This is a genomic window from Streptomyces sp. NPDC002276 (assembly GCF_053891435.1).
This window is the reverse complement of the sequence record NZ_JBSFCQ010000010.1, coordinates 270,365-285,439: the sequence shown is the minus strand read 5'-3', so window position 1 is coordinate 285,439 and position 15,075 is coordinate 270,365. Positions and strand designations below refer to the sequence as shown.

At 71.4% G+C, this 15,075-nt stretch carries 11 protein-coding genes; 6 read left to right on the top strand and 5 right to left on the bottom strand.

The genetic code is table 11. The annotated features are described in order from the left end of the window. Positions 1–79: 79 nt before the first annotated feature. Positions 80–3,826 (bottom strand): WD40 repeat domain-containing protein, encoded by a 3,747-nt coding sequence (locus ACWIHT_RS26135; RefSeq protein ID WP_456170675.1) that lies wholly within the window; start codon positions 3,824–3,826, stop codon positions 80–82. A gap of 209 nt (positions 3,827–4,035) precedes the next feature. Here ACWIHT_RS26135 and ACWIHT_RS26130 point away from each other — a divergent pair, with 209 nt between their 5' ends. After that, positions 4,036–5,259: a cytochrome P450 gene (locus ACWIHT_RS26130; RefSeq protein ID WP_456170674.1), complete on the top strand. Its 1,224-nt coding sequence runs from the start codon at positions 4,036–4,038 to the stop codon at positions 5,257–5,259. A 12-nt stretch (positions 5,260–5,271) separates the two neighbouring features. Here ACWIHT_RS26130 and ACWIHT_RS26125 read toward each other — a convergent pair whose 3' ends face one another. Continuing rightward, positions 5,272–5,808 (bottom strand): MarR family winged helix-turn-helix transcriptional regulator, encoded by a 537-nt coding sequence (locus ACWIHT_RS26125; RefSeq protein ID WP_456170673.1) that lies wholly within the window; start codon positions 5,806–5,808, stop codon positions 5,272–5,274. A gap of 91 nt (positions 5,809–5,899) precedes the next feature. On the opposite strand from ACWIHT_RS26125, the gene ACWIHT_RS26120 reads away from it, so the two are divergent. Then, positions 5,900–7,363 (top strand): MFS transporter, encoded by a 1,464-nt coding sequence (locus ACWIHT_RS26120; RefSeq protein ID WP_456170672.1) that lies wholly within the window; start codon positions 5,900–5,902, stop codon positions 7,361–7,363. A 62-nt stretch (positions 7,364–7,425) separates the two neighbouring features. Continuing rightward, positions 7,426–7,854 (top strand): hypothetical protein, encoded by a 429-nt coding sequence (locus ACWIHT_RS26115; protein WP_456170671.1) that lies wholly within the window; start codon positions 7,426–7,428, stop codon positions 7,852–7,854. A gap of 209 nt (positions 7,855–8,063) precedes the next feature. Here the strand turns inward: ACWIHT_RS26115 and ACWIHT_RS26110 are convergent, their stop codons facing one another. Both ACWIHT_RS26110 and ACWIHT_RS26105 read right to left on the bottom strand, forming a co-directional pair. Continuing rightward, positions 8,064–9,674, bottom strand: coding sequence for an ABC transporter permease (locus ACWIHT_RS26110; protein WP_456170670.1), 1,611 nt, complete (start codon positions 9,672–9,674; stop codon positions 8,064–8,066). After that, entirely contained in the window at positions 9,671–10,558 is an 888-nt protein-coding gene (locus ACWIHT_RS26105) for an ABC transporter ATP-binding protein (RefSeq protein ID WP_456170669.1), read from the bottom strand. The genes ACWIHT_RS26110 and ACWIHT_RS26105 overlap by 4 nt, the downstream gene beginning before the upstream one ends. 74 nt (positions 10,559–10,632) lie before the next feature. Here ACWIHT_RS26105 and ACWIHT_RS26100 point away from each other — a divergent pair, with 74 nt between their 5' ends. Further along, complete coding sequence (locus ACWIHT_RS26100) at positions 10,633–11,127, top strand: GbsR/MarR family transcriptional regulator (RefSeq protein WP_456170668.1); 495 nt, start codon at positions 10,633–10,635, stop codon at positions 11,125–11,127. A gap of 115 nt (positions 11,128–11,242) precedes the next feature. On the opposite strand, the gene ACWIHT_RS26095 is transcribed toward ACWIHT_RS26100, so the two are convergent. Further along, a complete protein-coding gene (locus tag ACWIHT_RS26095; RefSeq protein WP_456170667.1) occupies positions 11,243–12,754 on the bottom strand; it encodes an APC family permease in 1,512 nt (503 codons plus the stop codon). Between the two features lie 160 nt (positions 12,755–12,914). Between ACWIHT_RS26095 and ACWIHT_RS26090 the strand changes: the two genes are divergently transcribed. Then, positions 12,915–14,303 (top strand): ethanolamine ammonia-lyase subunit EutB, encoded by a 1,389-nt coding sequence (locus ACWIHT_RS26090; RefSeq protein ID WP_456170666.1) that lies wholly within the window; start codon positions 12,915–12,917, stop codon positions 14,301–14,303. Beyond that, positions 14,300–15,067, top strand: coding sequence for an ethanolamine ammonia-lyase subunit EutC (gene eutC / locus ACWIHT_RS26085; RefSeq protein WP_456170665.1), 768 nt, complete (start codon positions 14,300–14,302; stop codon positions 15,065–15,067). Before ACWIHT_RS26090 ends, eutC begins: the two co-directional genes overlap by 4 nt. The last annotated feature ends 8 nt before the right edge of the window (positions 15,068–15,075 follow it).

The following is a 15,075-nucleotide window of genomic DNA, read 5'->3' as shown; positions in this document are numbered from 1 at the left end:
GGGATCTGTCGGGCCTCACCCCAAGACTGGCGAGCGCGGAGTTGTCCACGTAGCCCCTTCCATCACTCCAGACAAACAATTACCGCTGTTCACAGGTGTTCCGGTAGGGCGCGTCGGGGATGGCGGCCCGCCACTGGGCACGTGTCAGCGTGGTGCCCGCGCGGGCGCAGACCTGGGTGAGGGCGGCGGACACGGAGACGGCGTAGCGCTGTAGCGGGACGTAGGCGCCGGCGACGTAGAGCGTGCCGCTGTCGGGGCTGAAGGCCAGGGAGCGGATGCCTTCGCCGGGGGTGGGCAGGGCGCCGCCGAGTGGTTGGCGGGTGGCGGTGTCCCAGAGCTGGACGGTGCCGGCGTCACCGGCGACGGCGAGGGTGCGGCCGTCCGGGCTGACGGCCAGGGCGGTGACGGCCTCGGGGGTGTCGAGGGCCGGGCCGGGGAAGACGTTGGGCAGGATGCCCGCGCGCCGGTGGAGGTCTCCGTCCCAGAGGGCGACGCGGCCGGTGAGGTCGCCCGCCGCGAGCAGGGAGCCGTCGGCGCCGAACGTCAGCGCACCGATCTGCCCGCTCTGGCCCAGCGCCCGCGCGCGGACCGGCCCGGTGGGCAGCGCGGCGCTGTGGCCGCTGCCGACGAGCAGTCGGCCGTCGGGCCGTACGGCGAGGAGGTGGCTGTCGAAGCCCCGGAGCACGGCTTTTCGGCGGTGTCGGGCGACGTCCCAGACCTCGTCGGTGATCCGCGGGGTGCCGGGGGTGCGGGCGGCCAGCAGGGTGCGTCCGCCGGGGCCGAGGGCGAGTCCGAGGGCCGTACCGGCGGCGGACGAGGTGATGTCGAGTGTCGTCCGTTCGCGGTCGGCGGTGACGTCCCACACGGTCAGCCGTTGCGGGGCCGCGTCCCGGCCGGGTGTGGACACCCCGTAGGCGAACGCCTCGCTGTCGGGGCTGAACGCCATCAGGGCCATGGTGTCCCGTGGCACGACCGGCGCGCTGCCGTCGACGGCCACCGGGAACGGCGGCGGGCGCAAGGTGCGCAGCAGTCGTCCGTCGGCGGTGTCGCGGAGCTGGAAGCGGTAGTGGCGGCCGGTCCGCCGGGCGGTGGCGAGGGTACGGCCGTCCGGGCTCAACAGCGTTCCGTCCAGCGGCTGTTGGTGCCAGCGGAGGGTGAGGGGCGCGGCCACGTCCAGGGTGTGGACGGTGGAGCCTTCGAGGTAGCGCAGCACCGGTCGGCGCGGATCCCAGGCGAGCGGGGCGGAGGGGAGCTGGCCGCCCAGGGGGTAGCGGAAGACGGGTGCGGAGTACCGCAGGGCGGCCGTGGACAGCCGCCAGATCCTGATCTCGTCGCGGCAGGAGGCGGCGAGGAACCTCCCGTCGGCGCTGAGCGCGGCGTACTGGACGTCCGGGTAGTAGATGTCGGCGAGTTGGCGGCCTGTGCCGGTGTCCCAGGCGCGGATGCCGTTGCCGGACAGGGCGGTGAGCCGGTCGCCCGGACCGAACCGCAGCAGCCGGTCCGGGTCGTCGCAGAGATCCCGGGCCGACTCCCAACCGCCGTGCAGCGTGCGGTGGTCGGCCAGGTCCAGGACGGCGGGCGCGTGTCCCGCCCGGCACACGGCGACCCTGCGGTCGTCCGGGCTGGGCGCCAGGTCCGGCTCTTCGGTGCCCGAAGTCCCGTACAGCAGGCGGTTGTTGGTCACCGACCGCAGTTCCGTCCGCCCGTGCTCCGGGTCGCTGCGCACATAACCGCCGTCGCTCGCACCGAAGTCGAGGGTGTACGACGACGGCAGCGCCCGCGCCGGACCGGTCCACCGCCCCGCCGTCACGTCCCACAGCCGCTGCCCGCCGGGCACCTGGAGCACGAGGACGCGGGCGTCGGGGCCGGCGGCGAGCACGGTGCCGTAGGGCAGTCGTCCGGACGCGGTGCGGCGGTGGGTGGCGACGTTCCAGGTGCGCCAGGTGCGGCCCTCGGTGCTCAGGACGGTGCGGCCGGAGTCGGCGAGGAAGCGCGGGCTGTCGCCGTCCGCGCCGGGTGCGGTGAAGGCGTCCACCTGCGGCTGGGTGAGCGCGCCGAGCAGGGCGGAGCGGCTCTCGGGGAGCGGGGCCGTGCGCCAGGCGGCGACGCTGAGCAGCATCGCGGTCCTGGGGTCGGTGGTCCGCATCGAGGCGGCGACGGAGGCGATCCGGCGGGCGGCCGTGTCGGTGTGCTCCCGCTCGCCGTTGCTGTGCAGTTTCCAGGCGGCCAGCGCGGTGACCAGCGACAGGGTCACGGCGACGGACAGCGAGACGGTCAGCCGCCGGGCCCGGCGGGCGGTCCGGGTGGCGGTGCGGTGTTCGTGCGCGCGGGCGTCGAGGGCGGAGGTGAGGAAGTCCCGTTCCAGCGTGTTGAGTTCGGGGGAGACGCCGGACGAGAACAGTTCCTCGGCGTGGGCGAGGCGGGTGCCCCGGTAGAGGGTGCCGGTGTCGCGGCCGTGCTCCTCCCAGGTGTGGGCGGCCTGGGTGAGGCGCCGGTGGTGGCGCAGCCGTTCGCGGTCCTCCTCGACCCAACTCCGCAGCCGGGGCCAGCAGTTGATGAGCGCCTCATGGGCCAGCTCGACGCGGTGGGCGTCCACGGTGAGCAGCCGGGCGCGGGTCAGCCGTTCGACGACCTCGCACAACTCCGGGTCGGAGGGCTCCAGTTCGCCGCGCCGGACCGGGCGCCGGGTGTCGGTGGTGCCCTGCCCGGGTTCGATCAGCCGGAGCAGCACCCGCCGGACCGTGCGGGCCTGGGCGGCGGAGAGGTTGCCGTACAGGCGCTCGGCGGTCGCGGCGATCGCGCCCTGCACGCCGCCGGCCGCCTCGTACGCGGCCGTCGTGAGCGTCCGGCCGTGGCGCCGGTGCCAGGTCTCCAGCAGGGCGTGGGACAGCATCGGCAGCGCGCCGGGCCGGTCGACGACCTCGTCGATGATGCGGGCGGTGAGTTCCCGCTCGACCAGCAGCCCGGCCGCCGCGGCCGGCCGTACGACCGCTTCCCGCAGCTCGGTGGCGTCCATCGGCCCGACCAGCAGATGGGCTCCGCGCACGGCGTCCACGAGTCCCCGGTGCTCGGCGCAGCGGGCGTAGAAGTCGGCGCGTACGGCGATGACGACCCGGAGCCTGTTCTTCCGGTCCCGGGCGGCCAGCAGCAGATCGATGAAGCGGGCGCGTTCGGCCGGGTCCCGGCAGAGGGTGAAGACCTCCTCGAACTGGTCGACGATCACCCAGCTGTCCGGCTCGCCGTCCGCGGGGGCCAGCAGCCGGCCGTGCGTCGCCGCCGGGGTGGCCCCCGGGGTGAGTACCCGCAGCACCGCCGCGCAGCCCTCCTCCTCCACCCGCCGTCGCAGCCGGGGTATCAGCCCGGCCCGCAGCAGCGAGGACTTCCCGCTGCCGGACGCGCCGAACACCATCGCCAGCCGGTTCTCGGCGACCAGCTCCAGCAGCTCCCCGACCAGCCGGTCCCGCCCGAAGAACAGCTCCTCGTCACCGGGTTCGAACCGCACCAGCCCGCGATACGGCGGCTCGTCCGCACCCCCGCCGCCGGCGCTCTGCCGGGCGGCCAGGTCCTCCTCGGCCGCCGACTTCCAGCGCGCCTCCCACTCCCCGGGATCCGCCCCGCAGGCCCGCGCGTACGCCGCGACCACGGCCCGCGACGGCAGCCGCTCCCCGCCGGCCGCCTGCGCGAGGGTGGCCGCCGAGTAGTGCGCGCGCCGGGCCATCACGCGGTACGACGGCCCGCCGCACGCGGCGCGCAGTTCCCGCAGCTCGTGCGCGAGCCGCTGCACGGGACCGGCCTCGGGGTCCACCGGCCGCTCGGGACGTCCCATCGCACCACCAATCGCCTGTTCCTGGACCAGGTCCGTTCTTGGACACAGCCCTCATCTGGACGGGGTACCAGTGATTGAAACATCAAGAAGAGAGACGGGGTAGAGGCTGTGGCGCCCAGCGCCCCAATGTTCACCACAAGTCCACGCGGTTAGCGACAAAACCCGATACGCCCCTGGTCAGCAGCCCGTCCAGCGGTTAGCGTCCGTCCATGGCTGCTGCTGACGACCTCGCCTTCGACCCCTGGGACCCCGCGTTCGTCGCCGACCCGTACCCCGCCTACGCCGAACTGCGCGACCGGGCCCGGGTCACGTACTACGAGCCCACCGACCAGTGGCTAGTCCCCCGCCACGCGGACGTCTCGGCCCTCCTGCGCGACCGCCGCCTCGGCCGCACCTACCAACACCGCTTCACCCACGAGGACTTCGGCCGTACGGCACCCCCGCCCGAGCACGAGCCCTTTCACACCCTCAACGACCACGGCATGCTCGACCTCGAACCCCCCGACCACACCCGCATCCGGCGCCTGGTCTCCAAGGCGTTCACCCCGCGCACGGTCGAGCAACTCAAGCCGTACGTCAGCCGGTTGGCCGGTGAACTGGTCGACGGACTGGTGGCGAAGGGTGGCGGCGACCTGTTGACGGATGTGGCCGAACCCCTCCCGGTGGCCGTGATCGCCGAGATGCTCGGCATCCCCGAGTCGGACCGCGCCCCGCTGCGCCCCTGGTCGGCGGACATCTGCGGGATGTACGAGCTGAGCCCGTCCGAGGACACGGCGGCGCGAGCGGTCCGCGCGTCGAACGAATTCTCCGCGTATCTACGCGAGTTGATCGCGGCCCGGCGCAAGGAACCCGGCGACGACCTCATGTCCGGCATGATCGCGGCCCACGACGAGGACGACGACCGCCTCACCGAACAGGAGCTGATCTCCACCGCCGTACTGCTGCTCAACGCGGGCCACGAGGCGACGGTGAACGCCACGGTCAACGGCTGGTGGGCGCTGTTCCGCAACCCGGACCAGCTGGCGGCGCTGCGCGCGGACCACTCGCTGATCCCGTCCGCCGTCGAGGAGTTGATGCGCTACGACACCCCGCTCCAGCTCTTCGAACGGTGGGTGCTGGACGAGATCGAGATCGACGGCACGGTGATCCCGAGGGGCGCGGAGATCGCGATGCTGTTCGGCTCCGCCAACCGCGACGCGGCCGTCTTCGCGTCCCCCGACCGCCTCGACCTCACCCGCGCCGACAACCCGCACATCAGCTTCAGCGCGGGCATCCACTACTGCATCGGCGCGCCCCTGGCCCGTATCGAACTGGCCGCCTCCATGCGGGCGTTGCTGGAACGGGCCCCCACGCTCACCCTGGCCGCGGACCCGGTCCGCAAGCCGAACTTCGTGATCCGGGGGCTGGAGGGGCTGAGCGTCGAGATGGGGTGAGTGAGGCCGGACCTACGTCGCCGCCCCGCCGCGCGGCCCCGGTGACTGGCGGCCGCCGGTTCGGGTGGGGCGGGACGCGGGGATTTCCCTCAGCCGTTCGACGTGTCCCTGTTGGACGTCGCGGGTGAAGGTGAGGTAGTCGATGACCACTTCGAGCTGCTCGGGGGTGTAGCGCTCGCGCACCCGCCGGCCGGCGTCCTCGATGAACGGGCCGATCAGGCCGTAGGCCTGCTGCGCGGCCTCGGGGGTGACGCGGACGAGGGTCTTGCGCCGGTCGTCGGGGTGCGGGGTGCGGGTGAGATAGGCGAGCTTTTCCAGCCGGTCGAGCATCGTGGTGACGCTCCCGGTGGTGAGGCCGAGCTGTTGGCTCAGTTCGCGCGGAGTGATCTCCGGCACCGAGAGAAGGATCTCCAGGCAGCGCAGATCGGTCTCGTTGACGCCCATCAGACGGGCCAGCTCGCGGTCGAAGTCGTCGACGGTGCCCTGATAGGCCTGCACGGCCGCTCCGAGCCGTGCTTCGACCGACCCCGAGTCCGTTCCGCTTGACATTCGAGATATCTCCCTTCATTGTACTTCTCGGCAGCCATTCGCTTGAAAGTCAAGATATATGAAAGTCAAGCTGAACCGAGGAGTCACCGCCATGTCGTCCAGCACGACCAACACGAGGAACGTAGCCGCTGACGGCGGCGGAGGGGCGGCGCCCTATCCGAAGCGATGGGCCGCGGCGTTCGTGATGATCCTCGCCGCGCTGCTCGACATGATCGACGGATCGATCGTGAACACCGCGCTGCCGTCCATCGGCAAGGGCCTGAAGGCCACCCCCGCCGACCTCCAGTGGACGGTCTCGGCGTACATGCTCGGCTTCGCCGCCACGCTGATCATCGCCGGGCACCTCGGCGACCGCTACGGCCGCAAGAAGCTGTTCCTGTTCGGCGTCACGGCGTTCGCGCTGACGAGCCTGGCCAGCGCGCTGGCGACCTCGGCCGGGGTGCTCGTCGCCTCGCGCGGCCTCCAGGGCGTGGCCGCGGCCGTGATCATGCCGCAGATCCTCGCCTCGTTCCGCACGATGTTCGACGGCGAGGAACGCGGCAAGGCCTTCGCCCTGTACGGCGCGATCGCCGGCGTCTCGACAGCCGTAGGCGTGCTGCTGGGTGGCGTACTGACCGACTGGGACCTGTTCGGCTGGGGCTGGCGCACGATCTTCGTGATCAACCTCCCGCTGGCCGTGCTCGTCCTGGTCCTGGGCGTCAAGTGGATCCCCGCTTCGAAGGACCACGCCTTCACCGGCCGCATCGACCTGCCCGGCAACCTCGTGCTCGCCGCGGGCCTGGTCGCGATCGTGCTGCCGCTGGTCCAGGGCCGTTCCAACGGCTGGCCGCTGTGGGGCTGGATCTGCCTGGCCGCGGGCGTCCTCGCGATAGTCGCCCTGACAGCTTCGGAGAAGCGGCGAGGCATCGAACACCCCCTGCTCCCCACGGACTTGTTCAAGAAGCCCGCCTTCAGCGCCGGCCTGCTGGTCCAACTCCTCTTCTACGGCGGCATGTCCGGCTTCTTCCTGGTCTTCACCGTCTGGCTCCAGTCCGGCCAGGGCTACACCCCGACCGGGGCCGGTCTGCTGATGGTCGCCTTCAGCGCGGGCTCGATCCTGTCCGCCCCGGCGGTCGACCCGCTGGTCGCGAAGTTCGGCCGGAGTGTGCTGATCCTGGGCGCGCTGGTGATGGCGGGCGGACTGTTCTGGGTCCGGCACCAGGCCCAGGAAGCTGCCCAAGTGCACACCGGTGCCTGGCCGTTGGTCCCCGGACTGTTCCTTGCCGGGGTCGGCCTGATCTTCCTGATCATCCCGCTGGTGAACACCATCCTGAGCACCGTGCCGGGCGAGTTGGCGGGCGGCGCCTCCGGAATCCTGTCCACGGCCCAGCAGTTCGGCGGGGCGCTCGGCGTCGCCGTCATCGGCAACGCGTTCTTCTCCCACGCCGACAAGGGCCTCACCGACGCGATCGTCCACGCGGGGCCGTGGGCCATCGCCGCGTATCTGCTGTGCGCGGCCCTGTGCCTGGCCCTGCCCCGCAGGGCGGTCGGCAACCAGGCGGAGGCGGCCCTCTAACAAGCCTTTCCCCTACGGCAGTTCACGCCCCCCCCCGCACGGAAACGAAAGAGAGCACGCCCATGTCCGAGAAGACCACCCCCGCCGAGATCCTGACCCCCGACGACAAGCTCACCCTCCAGACCGCCGCCCACGGTGTCGTCGCCCTGATGGCGGCGGCCGACCCCGGCCCGATCTCCTCCACCCGCTCCGGGATGGCAGGCGGCAAGGCGCTGTCCTCGGCGACGGGTCTGGTCGGCCGAGTCCTTGCGGACCGGCCCAAGCACCTTGACCTGGGCGGCAGTTCGACCGCCGACCTGGCCGACCGCGTCTTCGCCGCACTGACCGACTCGGTGACCCTCCTCAAGGCGAAGGCCCCGGAGGAGGCGGCGAACTTCCGCGCCACGATCACCACGATCACGGACGCGGCCTCCCGCGCCCACAAGGGCGGCCCCGGGCCCGCCGAGACGGCCATGATCGGGAAGATCACGGCGGCGCTCGACGCGGCCTGACCCGGCTCCGGTCCCCGGCTGTCCGCCGCGTCGGACCAGCGCCCAGACGGCGAGCGACGCGAGGATCCCGCCGAGGACCGCCGGCGGCAACTCGGCGTGGAGCACGCTCCCGTCGGGTCCGGCCTCGAAACGCTGGAGGCGGTTCCGGACGCCGTAGGACCACACCGCCAGTCCCGGGCCCGCGCCGGAGCTTCCCCCACCTGGCGCGATCAGGTCGTGAGGTCCCGTCGCCGTAGACCCGCCAGTCCTACGGCGATCAGGGCGGCGGCGATCCCCGTGAGGGCCGCCACCGGCTCCCACGCCATCTCCCCGCCCGGCAGCTTCGGCAGGTGGCCGAAGGGGGAGATGTCCAGGACCGCTTGGGGGAGGTTCAGTGCCGGGCCGATCCAGCCGAGGAGGAGGGTGAGGCCGGCCGCTGCCCAGGAGAGTGGGGACAGGCGGGGGGAGAGGCCGTGGAGGAGGACCGCGAGGGCGCCCAGGGTCCAGATCGCCGGGAGTTGGACCAGGGTGGCGGCGAGGATCGGGCCGGGCTCGGCGCCGTAGCCGAGGGTGAGGCCCAGGCCGCTCAGGAGCATGATCAGGGCCGCGCCCGCGAAGGCGATCGTCAGGTGCCCGGCCGCCCAGCGCAGGCGGCCCACCGCGTTCGCGAGGATCGGTTCGGCGCGTCCGGTCGTTTCCTCGCTGTGCAGCCGTAGGACCGACGAGACGGCGTAGAGCGCGGCCAGCATGCCGAACATGCCGACCATCGTGGCCAGGAACGCGTCCTCGATGCCGGACCGGCCGCCCATCCGCTCGATGATCTCGCGGGTCCTGTCGTTGTCGCCGACCAGGTCCGCCGCGCCCTTCGTGATGCCGCCGAAGGCGACCCCGGCCGCGAGGAAGCCCAGGCTCCAGCCCAGGACGCTGCTCCGTTGGAGGCGCCAGGCCAGTGCCGCCGCCGTGCCGAGGCGGCCGTGGGCCGGGCCGGGGCGGGCGGGCAGGAAGCTCATGCCCACGTCCCGGCGGCCCGCCAACTCGTAGGCCACGGAGCCTTGTAGGAGTGCCGCCGCCGCGAACAGGCCCAGCACCCACCACCGTTCGGACGCGAACGGGCGCAGGTTCTCCAGCCAGCCGATCGGGGAGAGCCAAGTCGCGGGTGAGGAGGCGTCGTTGGTCGTCGCGTCGCCCACCGCCCGCAGCACGAACGCTGTTCCCAGCAGGCCGCCGGTCAGGCCCTTCGCCAGCCTTCCGCTGTCCGTGAACTGCGCGACGATCGCCGCGAGCGTCGCGAACACCATGCCCACTCCGCCGATGCCGAGGCCGAGGGCCAGGGCTCCCGCTGTTCCCTGTCCGGCCAGTCCGGCCGTGATCAGCAGTGCCAGGGCGGAGTCGGCGACGAACGCCGTCAGCAGGGCCGCCGTCAGGGGTGCGCGGCGGCCCACCATCGCCGAGGAGACCAGTTCCTGGCGACCGCTCTCCTCCTCGTCCCGCGTGTGCCGTACCACGACGATCAGGCTCATGACTCCGGCGAGGATCGCGGCGTAGCCACCGATGCGCCAGGCGGTGAGGCCACCCAGCGAGTCGCTGAACACCGGGCCGTAGGTGGCGCGGAGTGAGCTGTTGGTGAGCATCTGGCGGGCGAGGTCGGCGCGTTCGGCGGGAGTTGAGTAGACGCTGCGCAGGGAGCTGGGGAGTGACAGGACCAGCAACGCCGTCACCGCGACCCAGGACGGGATCACCACGCGGTCGCGGCGCAGGTTGAAGCGCAACAGGGCGCCGGTGCCCGTGAGTTGGCGTGAGGTGCCGGTGCTGGTGCGTGCGGGGAGCGCGGTGGCGGTCATTCCGCCTCCTGGTAGTGGCGCAGGAAGAGTTCCTCCAGCGTCGGCGGCTGCGAGGTGAGCGACCGTACGCCCGAGTCGCTCAACGAGCGTAGTACGGCGGTGAGTTGGTCGGCCTCTACCTGGAGGCGGACGCGGTGGCCCTGTACGTCGAGGTCGTGCACGCCGGGGAGGGACGCCAACCCGTTGGGCGGGCCGGTGAGTTCGGCGCTCACGCTGGTGCGGGTGAGGTGGCGCAGGTCGGCGAGTGAACCGCTCTCCACCGTGCGGCCGTTGCGGATGATGCTCACGCGGTCGCACAACTCCTCCACCTCGCTGAGGATGTGGGAGGAGAGGAGGATCGTTCGGCCCCGGTCGCGTTCCTCCTCCACGCAGCGCTGGAAGACCTCCTCCATGAGGGGGTCGAGGCCCGAGGTCGGTTCGTCCAGGATCAGCAGGTCGACGTCCGAGGCGAACGCGGCGACCAGTGCGACCTTCTGGCGGTTGCCCTTGGAGTACGTGCGGCCCTTTTTTGTGGGGTCGAGTTCGAAGCGGTCGATCAGCTCGGCGCGGCGGGACGTGTCGAGGCCGCCGCGCAACCTGCCGTAGAGGTCGATGACTTCGCCTCCGGACAGATTGCGCCAGAGCGTCACGTCGCCGGGGACGTAGGCGACCTGGCGGTGCAGTTCGACCGCGTCGGCCCAGGGGTCGCGGCCCAGGAGCTGGGCGGCGCCCGAGTCGGCGCGCAGCAGGCCGAGCAGGACGCGGATGGTGGTGGACTTGCCGGAGCCGTTGGGGCCGAGGAAGCCGTGCACCTCGCCGGTCTCGACGTCCAGGTCGAGGCCGGTGAGGGCGGGTGTTCCGCCGAACGACTTGTGCAGCCCGGAGACGGTGATTGCCTTCGTCATGGAGCCGAACGTACGCTACGTTCAGAAATTTGTGAAGTTAAGGAAGGGCGTGAAACCCCGATAAGGTGGTGACCATGACGGATGAGGCGGGGCGGGACCAGGAGGCGGTCTCGAAGTTCGTGGAGAGTTTCGCGGCGCAGCTTGTCGAGGCCGGGATGCAGCGGATGCCGGCGCGGGTCTTCGCCGCGCTGCTGTCCTCCGACGACGGTGCGATGACCTCGGCGGAGCTGGGCGAACAACTGCGGATCAGTCCGGCTGGGGTCTCTGGGGCGGTGCGGTATCTGGCCCAGACGCACATGGTCTCGCGTGAGCGGGAACCCGGGTCGCGTCGGGAGCGGTATGTGGTGCACGGCGATCAGTGGTACGAGGCCCTCACCAACCGCGAGGCTCTCATCAAGCGCTGGGAGGGTGCCCTGCGCGAGGGGGTCAGCAGCCTCGGCGCGGACACCCCCGCGGGACGCCGCATGGCCGAGACGCTCGCCTTCTTCGAGTTCGTCGAGGGCGAGATCGTGGCGATGATGGAGCGGTGGCGGGTGCACCGGGAAACGCGGTTCGGTGGAGCGCCCTGAAGGGGCGCGGGGAACTGCGCGACTAGCCACGACGCTCCCGCAGATTCGTACTCGTCTGCGGCCCGGTGGTGGGCTGGTCGCGCAGTTCCCCGCGCCCCTAAAAGCTAAAAGCGCTTCAGCGCTCCTTGGTTTCTTCGAGCACCGTGCGGCCGAGCAAGGCGTAGCGCTCAGGGGCCCGGCGCTTCAAGTACTGGGCGTAGCCGATACCCGTCGCCGCGACCAGGGCCACCAGCCACGGCGTTGCCTTCAGGAGCGGGGAGTCGGACTCCGAGCCCGCCGCCACGCTCATGTTGGACACCAGGAGCAGTACCACCGCCAGCATCGCCACGCCCCCGAGCAGCGGAGCGGTGAACGTGCGGAACCAGTGGCGGCTCTCGGGGTGGTGGGTCCGGAAGTACGCCAGCACCGCGAACGAGCACACCGCCTGCACGACCAGGATCGCCATCGTGCCGAGGATCGCCAGCAGGACGTACATCGCGTTGGCCGGGTCCTTGCTCGTGGCCCAGAACGCGAGGATCAGCAGCGCGCTCACCACCGTCTGCACCAGGCCCGCGATGTGCGGGGAACCGTGCTTGGCGTGGGTGCGGCCGATGGTGTTCTTGAGCGAGGGGAGGACACCCTCGCGGCCCAGCGCGTACATGTAACGGCTGGCGCAGTTGTGGAAGGCCATGCCGCAGGCGAGCGAGCCGGTGATCATCAGCCACTGCATGAGGTCGACCGCCCAGTGGCCGACGTAGTGCTCGGTGGGGTTGAAGAAGAGCGCGAGCGGGTTCGCGGACGAGGCGACCTTGACGGCCTCGGTCTCGCCGTTGCCGATGATGGCCATCCAGGAGACGAAGACGTAGAAGACGCCGACGCCGAGGACCGAGATCATCGTCGCCTTGGGGATGATCTTCTTGGGGTCGCGGGACTCCTCGCCGTACATGGCGGTCGACTCGAAGCCGACCCAGGACCAGAAGGCGAAGAAGAGGCCGAGTCCGGCGCTCGTTCCCTTGAACGCGTTGACCGGGTTGACCGGGCCGAAGGTGAAGCCGTGCGGGCCGCCGCCGTGCAGGGCGACCGAGATCGCCATCGCGGCGAGGACGGTCACCTCCGTGCCGAGGAGGACGACGAGCAGCTTCTCCGCGACCGAGACACCGAACCAGGTGCCTGTCGCGTTGACGGCGAGCATCACGATCGCGCAGGCCCACCACGGGACGTCAAGTCCCGTCTGGTCCTTGAGGGTTCCGGTGGCGAAGACCGAGAAGATGCCGATCAGCGCCGGCTCGAATACGACGTACGCGAAGGTGGCGAGGAGGCCGGAGGCGAGGCCGACGGTGCGGCCGAGGCCGTAGGAGATGAAGCCGTAGAAGGCGCCCGTGGAGGTGATGTGCTTCGCCATCGACGTGAAGCCGACGGAAAAGATTGCCAGGACGACCATTGCGACGAGGTAGCTCGCCGGGGCGCCGATGCCGTTGCCTGACGAGACCATGAAGGGCACGTTGCCGGTCATCGCGGTGATCGGGGCGGCGGTCGCGACGGCCATGAAGACCACGCCCAGCAGGCCGATGGCGTTGGGCTTGAGCCGGTGAACGGCGCCGTCCTCGCTTGTGTTCGCCGCGGGGGCGACTCCTTCGTCCACTGCCATCGGGATGGCTCCTCTCCTGCTGCTCGGGTGGGTCTACGGTGCGGAACTCTGTCGGCCGAATGAGTCCGGCAAGGGTTTCCGTGCGTTAAATGTTTGTCAACCAGACCTTTAGAAATCTGAGGAAATCCGGTGGCAACACGCGCCTCGTACGGTCGCCGCCATGAGTACGTACACCTCGACCCTCGGCGGCCACCGTTACCGCTTCGGCTCCCTGGCGCGGCTGCTCGCCGCCGCGAGCCCCGAGCGGTCCGGCGACCGGCTGGCGGGGCTGGCGGCCGAAAGTGCCCAGGAGCGGGTGGCGGCGCGGTGGGCGCTGGCGGACGTACCGCTGACCGCCTTTCTCGCCGAGCCGGTGATCCCCTACGAGACCGACGACGTGACCCGGTTGATCATCGACACGCATGACGCGGCGGCTTTCGCGCCGGTGGCCGGGCTGTCGGTCGGCGGGTTCCGGGAATGGCTGCTGACGGCGGACACGTCCCAACTGGCCGCCGTAGCACCCGGGTTGACGCCGGAGGTGGTGGCGGCCGTGTCCAAGCTGATGGGCAACGCGGATCTGGTCGCCGTCGCGCGCAAGGTGCGGGTGGTGACCGCCTTCCGCTCGACGATCGGGCTCCCTGGCCGCCTCGCCACCCGCCTCCAGCCCAACCACCCCACCGACGATCCGGCGGGTGTGGCCGCGGCCCTGCTCGACGGGCTGCTGCTCGGCTCCGGCGACGCGGTCATCGGCATCAACCCGGCGACCGACAGCCCGAAGGCGGTACGCGACCTGCTGGAACTCCTGGACGGAGTCATCCAGCGCTACGCCATCCCCACCCAGTCCTGCGTCCTGTCCCACGTCACGACCAGCATGGACCTGATGGCACGCGGGGCGCCGGTCGACCTCGTCTTCCAGTCCATCGCCGGCACCCAGGCGGCCAACGCGTCCTTCGGCGTGACGCTGGGCCTGCTGGACGAGGCGTACGAGGCGGCGCGGGCGCTCGGCCGGGGCACGGTCGGCTCCAACGTCATGTACTTCGAGACGGGCCAGGGCAGCGCACTCTCCGCCGACGCGCACCACGGGGTGGACCAGCAGACGGTGGAGGCACGGGCGTACGCGGTCGCCCGCCGCTACGACCCGCTGCTCGTGAACACGGTGGTGGGCTTCATCGGCCCGGAGTACTTGTACGACGGCCGGCAGATCCTCCGCGCCGCCCTGGAGGACCACTTCTGCGGCAAGGTCCTCGGCCTGCCCATGGGCCTGGACATCTGCTACACCAACCACGCCGACGCGGACGACGACGACATCGCCACGATGCTCACCATGCTCGGCGTGGCCGGCGCGTCCTTCGTGATCTGCACCCCCGGCGGCGACGACATCATGCTCAACTACCAATCCGCCTCATACCACGACGCGTTGTACCTCCGCGAGGTACTCGGCCTGCGCCCGGCACCGGAGTTCGAGACCTGGCTCGACTCGATCGGCCTGCTGGAGGAGGGCGGGTCGATCCGGGACGTATCGGCTACGGCCCACCCGTTGACGGCGATCGGAAGGGAACTGGTGGCATGACGACCGGTCAAGTGGAGCTGGTGGGCGGGGAGTTGTGGCCGACCCTGCGACGCCACACGCAGGCGAGGATCGGCCTGGGGAGGGCGGGCTCGGGGCTCCCGACCCACCACCGGCTGGAGTTGCAGGCCGCGCACGCGGCGGCGCGGGACGCGGTGCACTCGCCGTTCGCGCCGGACGTGGTGGCGGCGGCGCTGGGCGGCGAGCCGACGGTACGGGTGCGCAGCGCGGCGCCCGACCGGCTCACGTATCTCCAACGCCCGGACCTGGGCCGCCGGTTGGACCCCGCGGACCGCGCGCACCTGCCGCTGGGCGACTGGGATGTGGTCTTCGTCGTCGCGGACGGCCTGTCCAGCCGGGCGGTGCACGAGCACGCGGCCGCGATGGTCCGTGCGACGACGGCCCTCCTCCCGACGTCCTGGCAGGTCGCCCCGGTGATCCTCGCCGAACAGGCCCGCGTGGCCCTCGGCGACGACATCGCCTCGGCGATGGGCGCGACGATGGTCGTCGTCCTGATCGGCGAACGCCCCGGCATGTCGGCGGCGGACTCCCTGGGCGCGTACCTGACGCACCGCCCGAAGCCGGGCGTCACGACGGACGCCGACCGCAACTGCCTGAGCAACATCCGACCGCCGTTGGGGCTGACGTATGAGGTGGCGGCGGGGAAGTTGGCGGCGTTGATGGGGCGGGCGCGGGAGTTGGAGATCACCGGGGTGGGGTTGAAGGACGAATCCGATCACATGGAAGTAGCCGAGCGGATACTCTGAGTTGCGAT

Excerpts from the sequence above, each read along its gene's own strand:
- ACWIHT_RS26105 (WP_456170669.1), bottom strand. The coding sequence starts at position 10,558 with ATGACGAAGGCAATCACCGTCTCCGGGCTGCACAAGTCGTTCGGCGGA.
- ACWIHT_RS26115 (WP_456170671.1), top strand. The coding sequence starts at position 7,426 with ATGTCCGAGAAGACCACCCCCGCCGAGATCCTGACCCCCGACGACAAG.
- ACWIHT_RS26095 (WP_456170667.1), bottom strand. The coding sequence starts at position 12,754 with ATGGCAGTGGACGAAGGAGTCGCCCCCGCGGCGAACACAAGCGAGGAC.
- ACWIHT_RS26135 (WP_456170675.1), bottom strand. The coding sequence starts at position 3,826 with ATGGGACGTCCCGAGCGGCCGGTGGACCCCGAGGCCGGTCCCGTGCAG.
- ACWIHT_RS26120 (WP_456170672.1), top strand. The coding sequence starts at position 5,900 with ATGTCGTCCAGCACGACCAACACGAGGAACGTAGCCGCTGACGGCGGC.
- ACWIHT_RS26110 (WP_456170670.1), bottom strand. The coding sequence starts at position 9,674 with ATGACCGCCACCGCGCTCCCCGCACGCACCAGCACCGGCACCTCACGC.
- ACWIHT_RS26090 (WP_456170666.1), top strand. The coding sequence starts at position 12,915 with ATGAGTACGTACACCTCGACCCTCGGCGGCCACCGTTACCGCTTCGGC.
- ACWIHT_RS26125 (WP_456170673.1), bottom strand. The coding sequence starts at position 5,808 with ATGTCAAGCGGAACGGACTCGGGGTCGGTCGAAGCACGGCTCGGAGCG.
- ACWIHT_RS26100 (WP_456170668.1), top strand. The coding sequence starts at position 10,633 with ATGACGGATGAGGCGGGGCGGGACCAGGAGGCGGTCTCGAAGTTCGTG.
- eutC (WP_456170665.1), top strand. The coding sequence starts at position 14,300 with ATGACGACCGGTCAAGTGGAGCTGGTGGGCGGGGAGTTGTGGCCGACC.
- ACWIHT_RS26130 (WP_456170674.1), top strand. The coding sequence starts at position 4,036 with ATGGCTGCTGCTGACGACCTCGCCTTCGACCCCTGGGACCCCGCGTTC.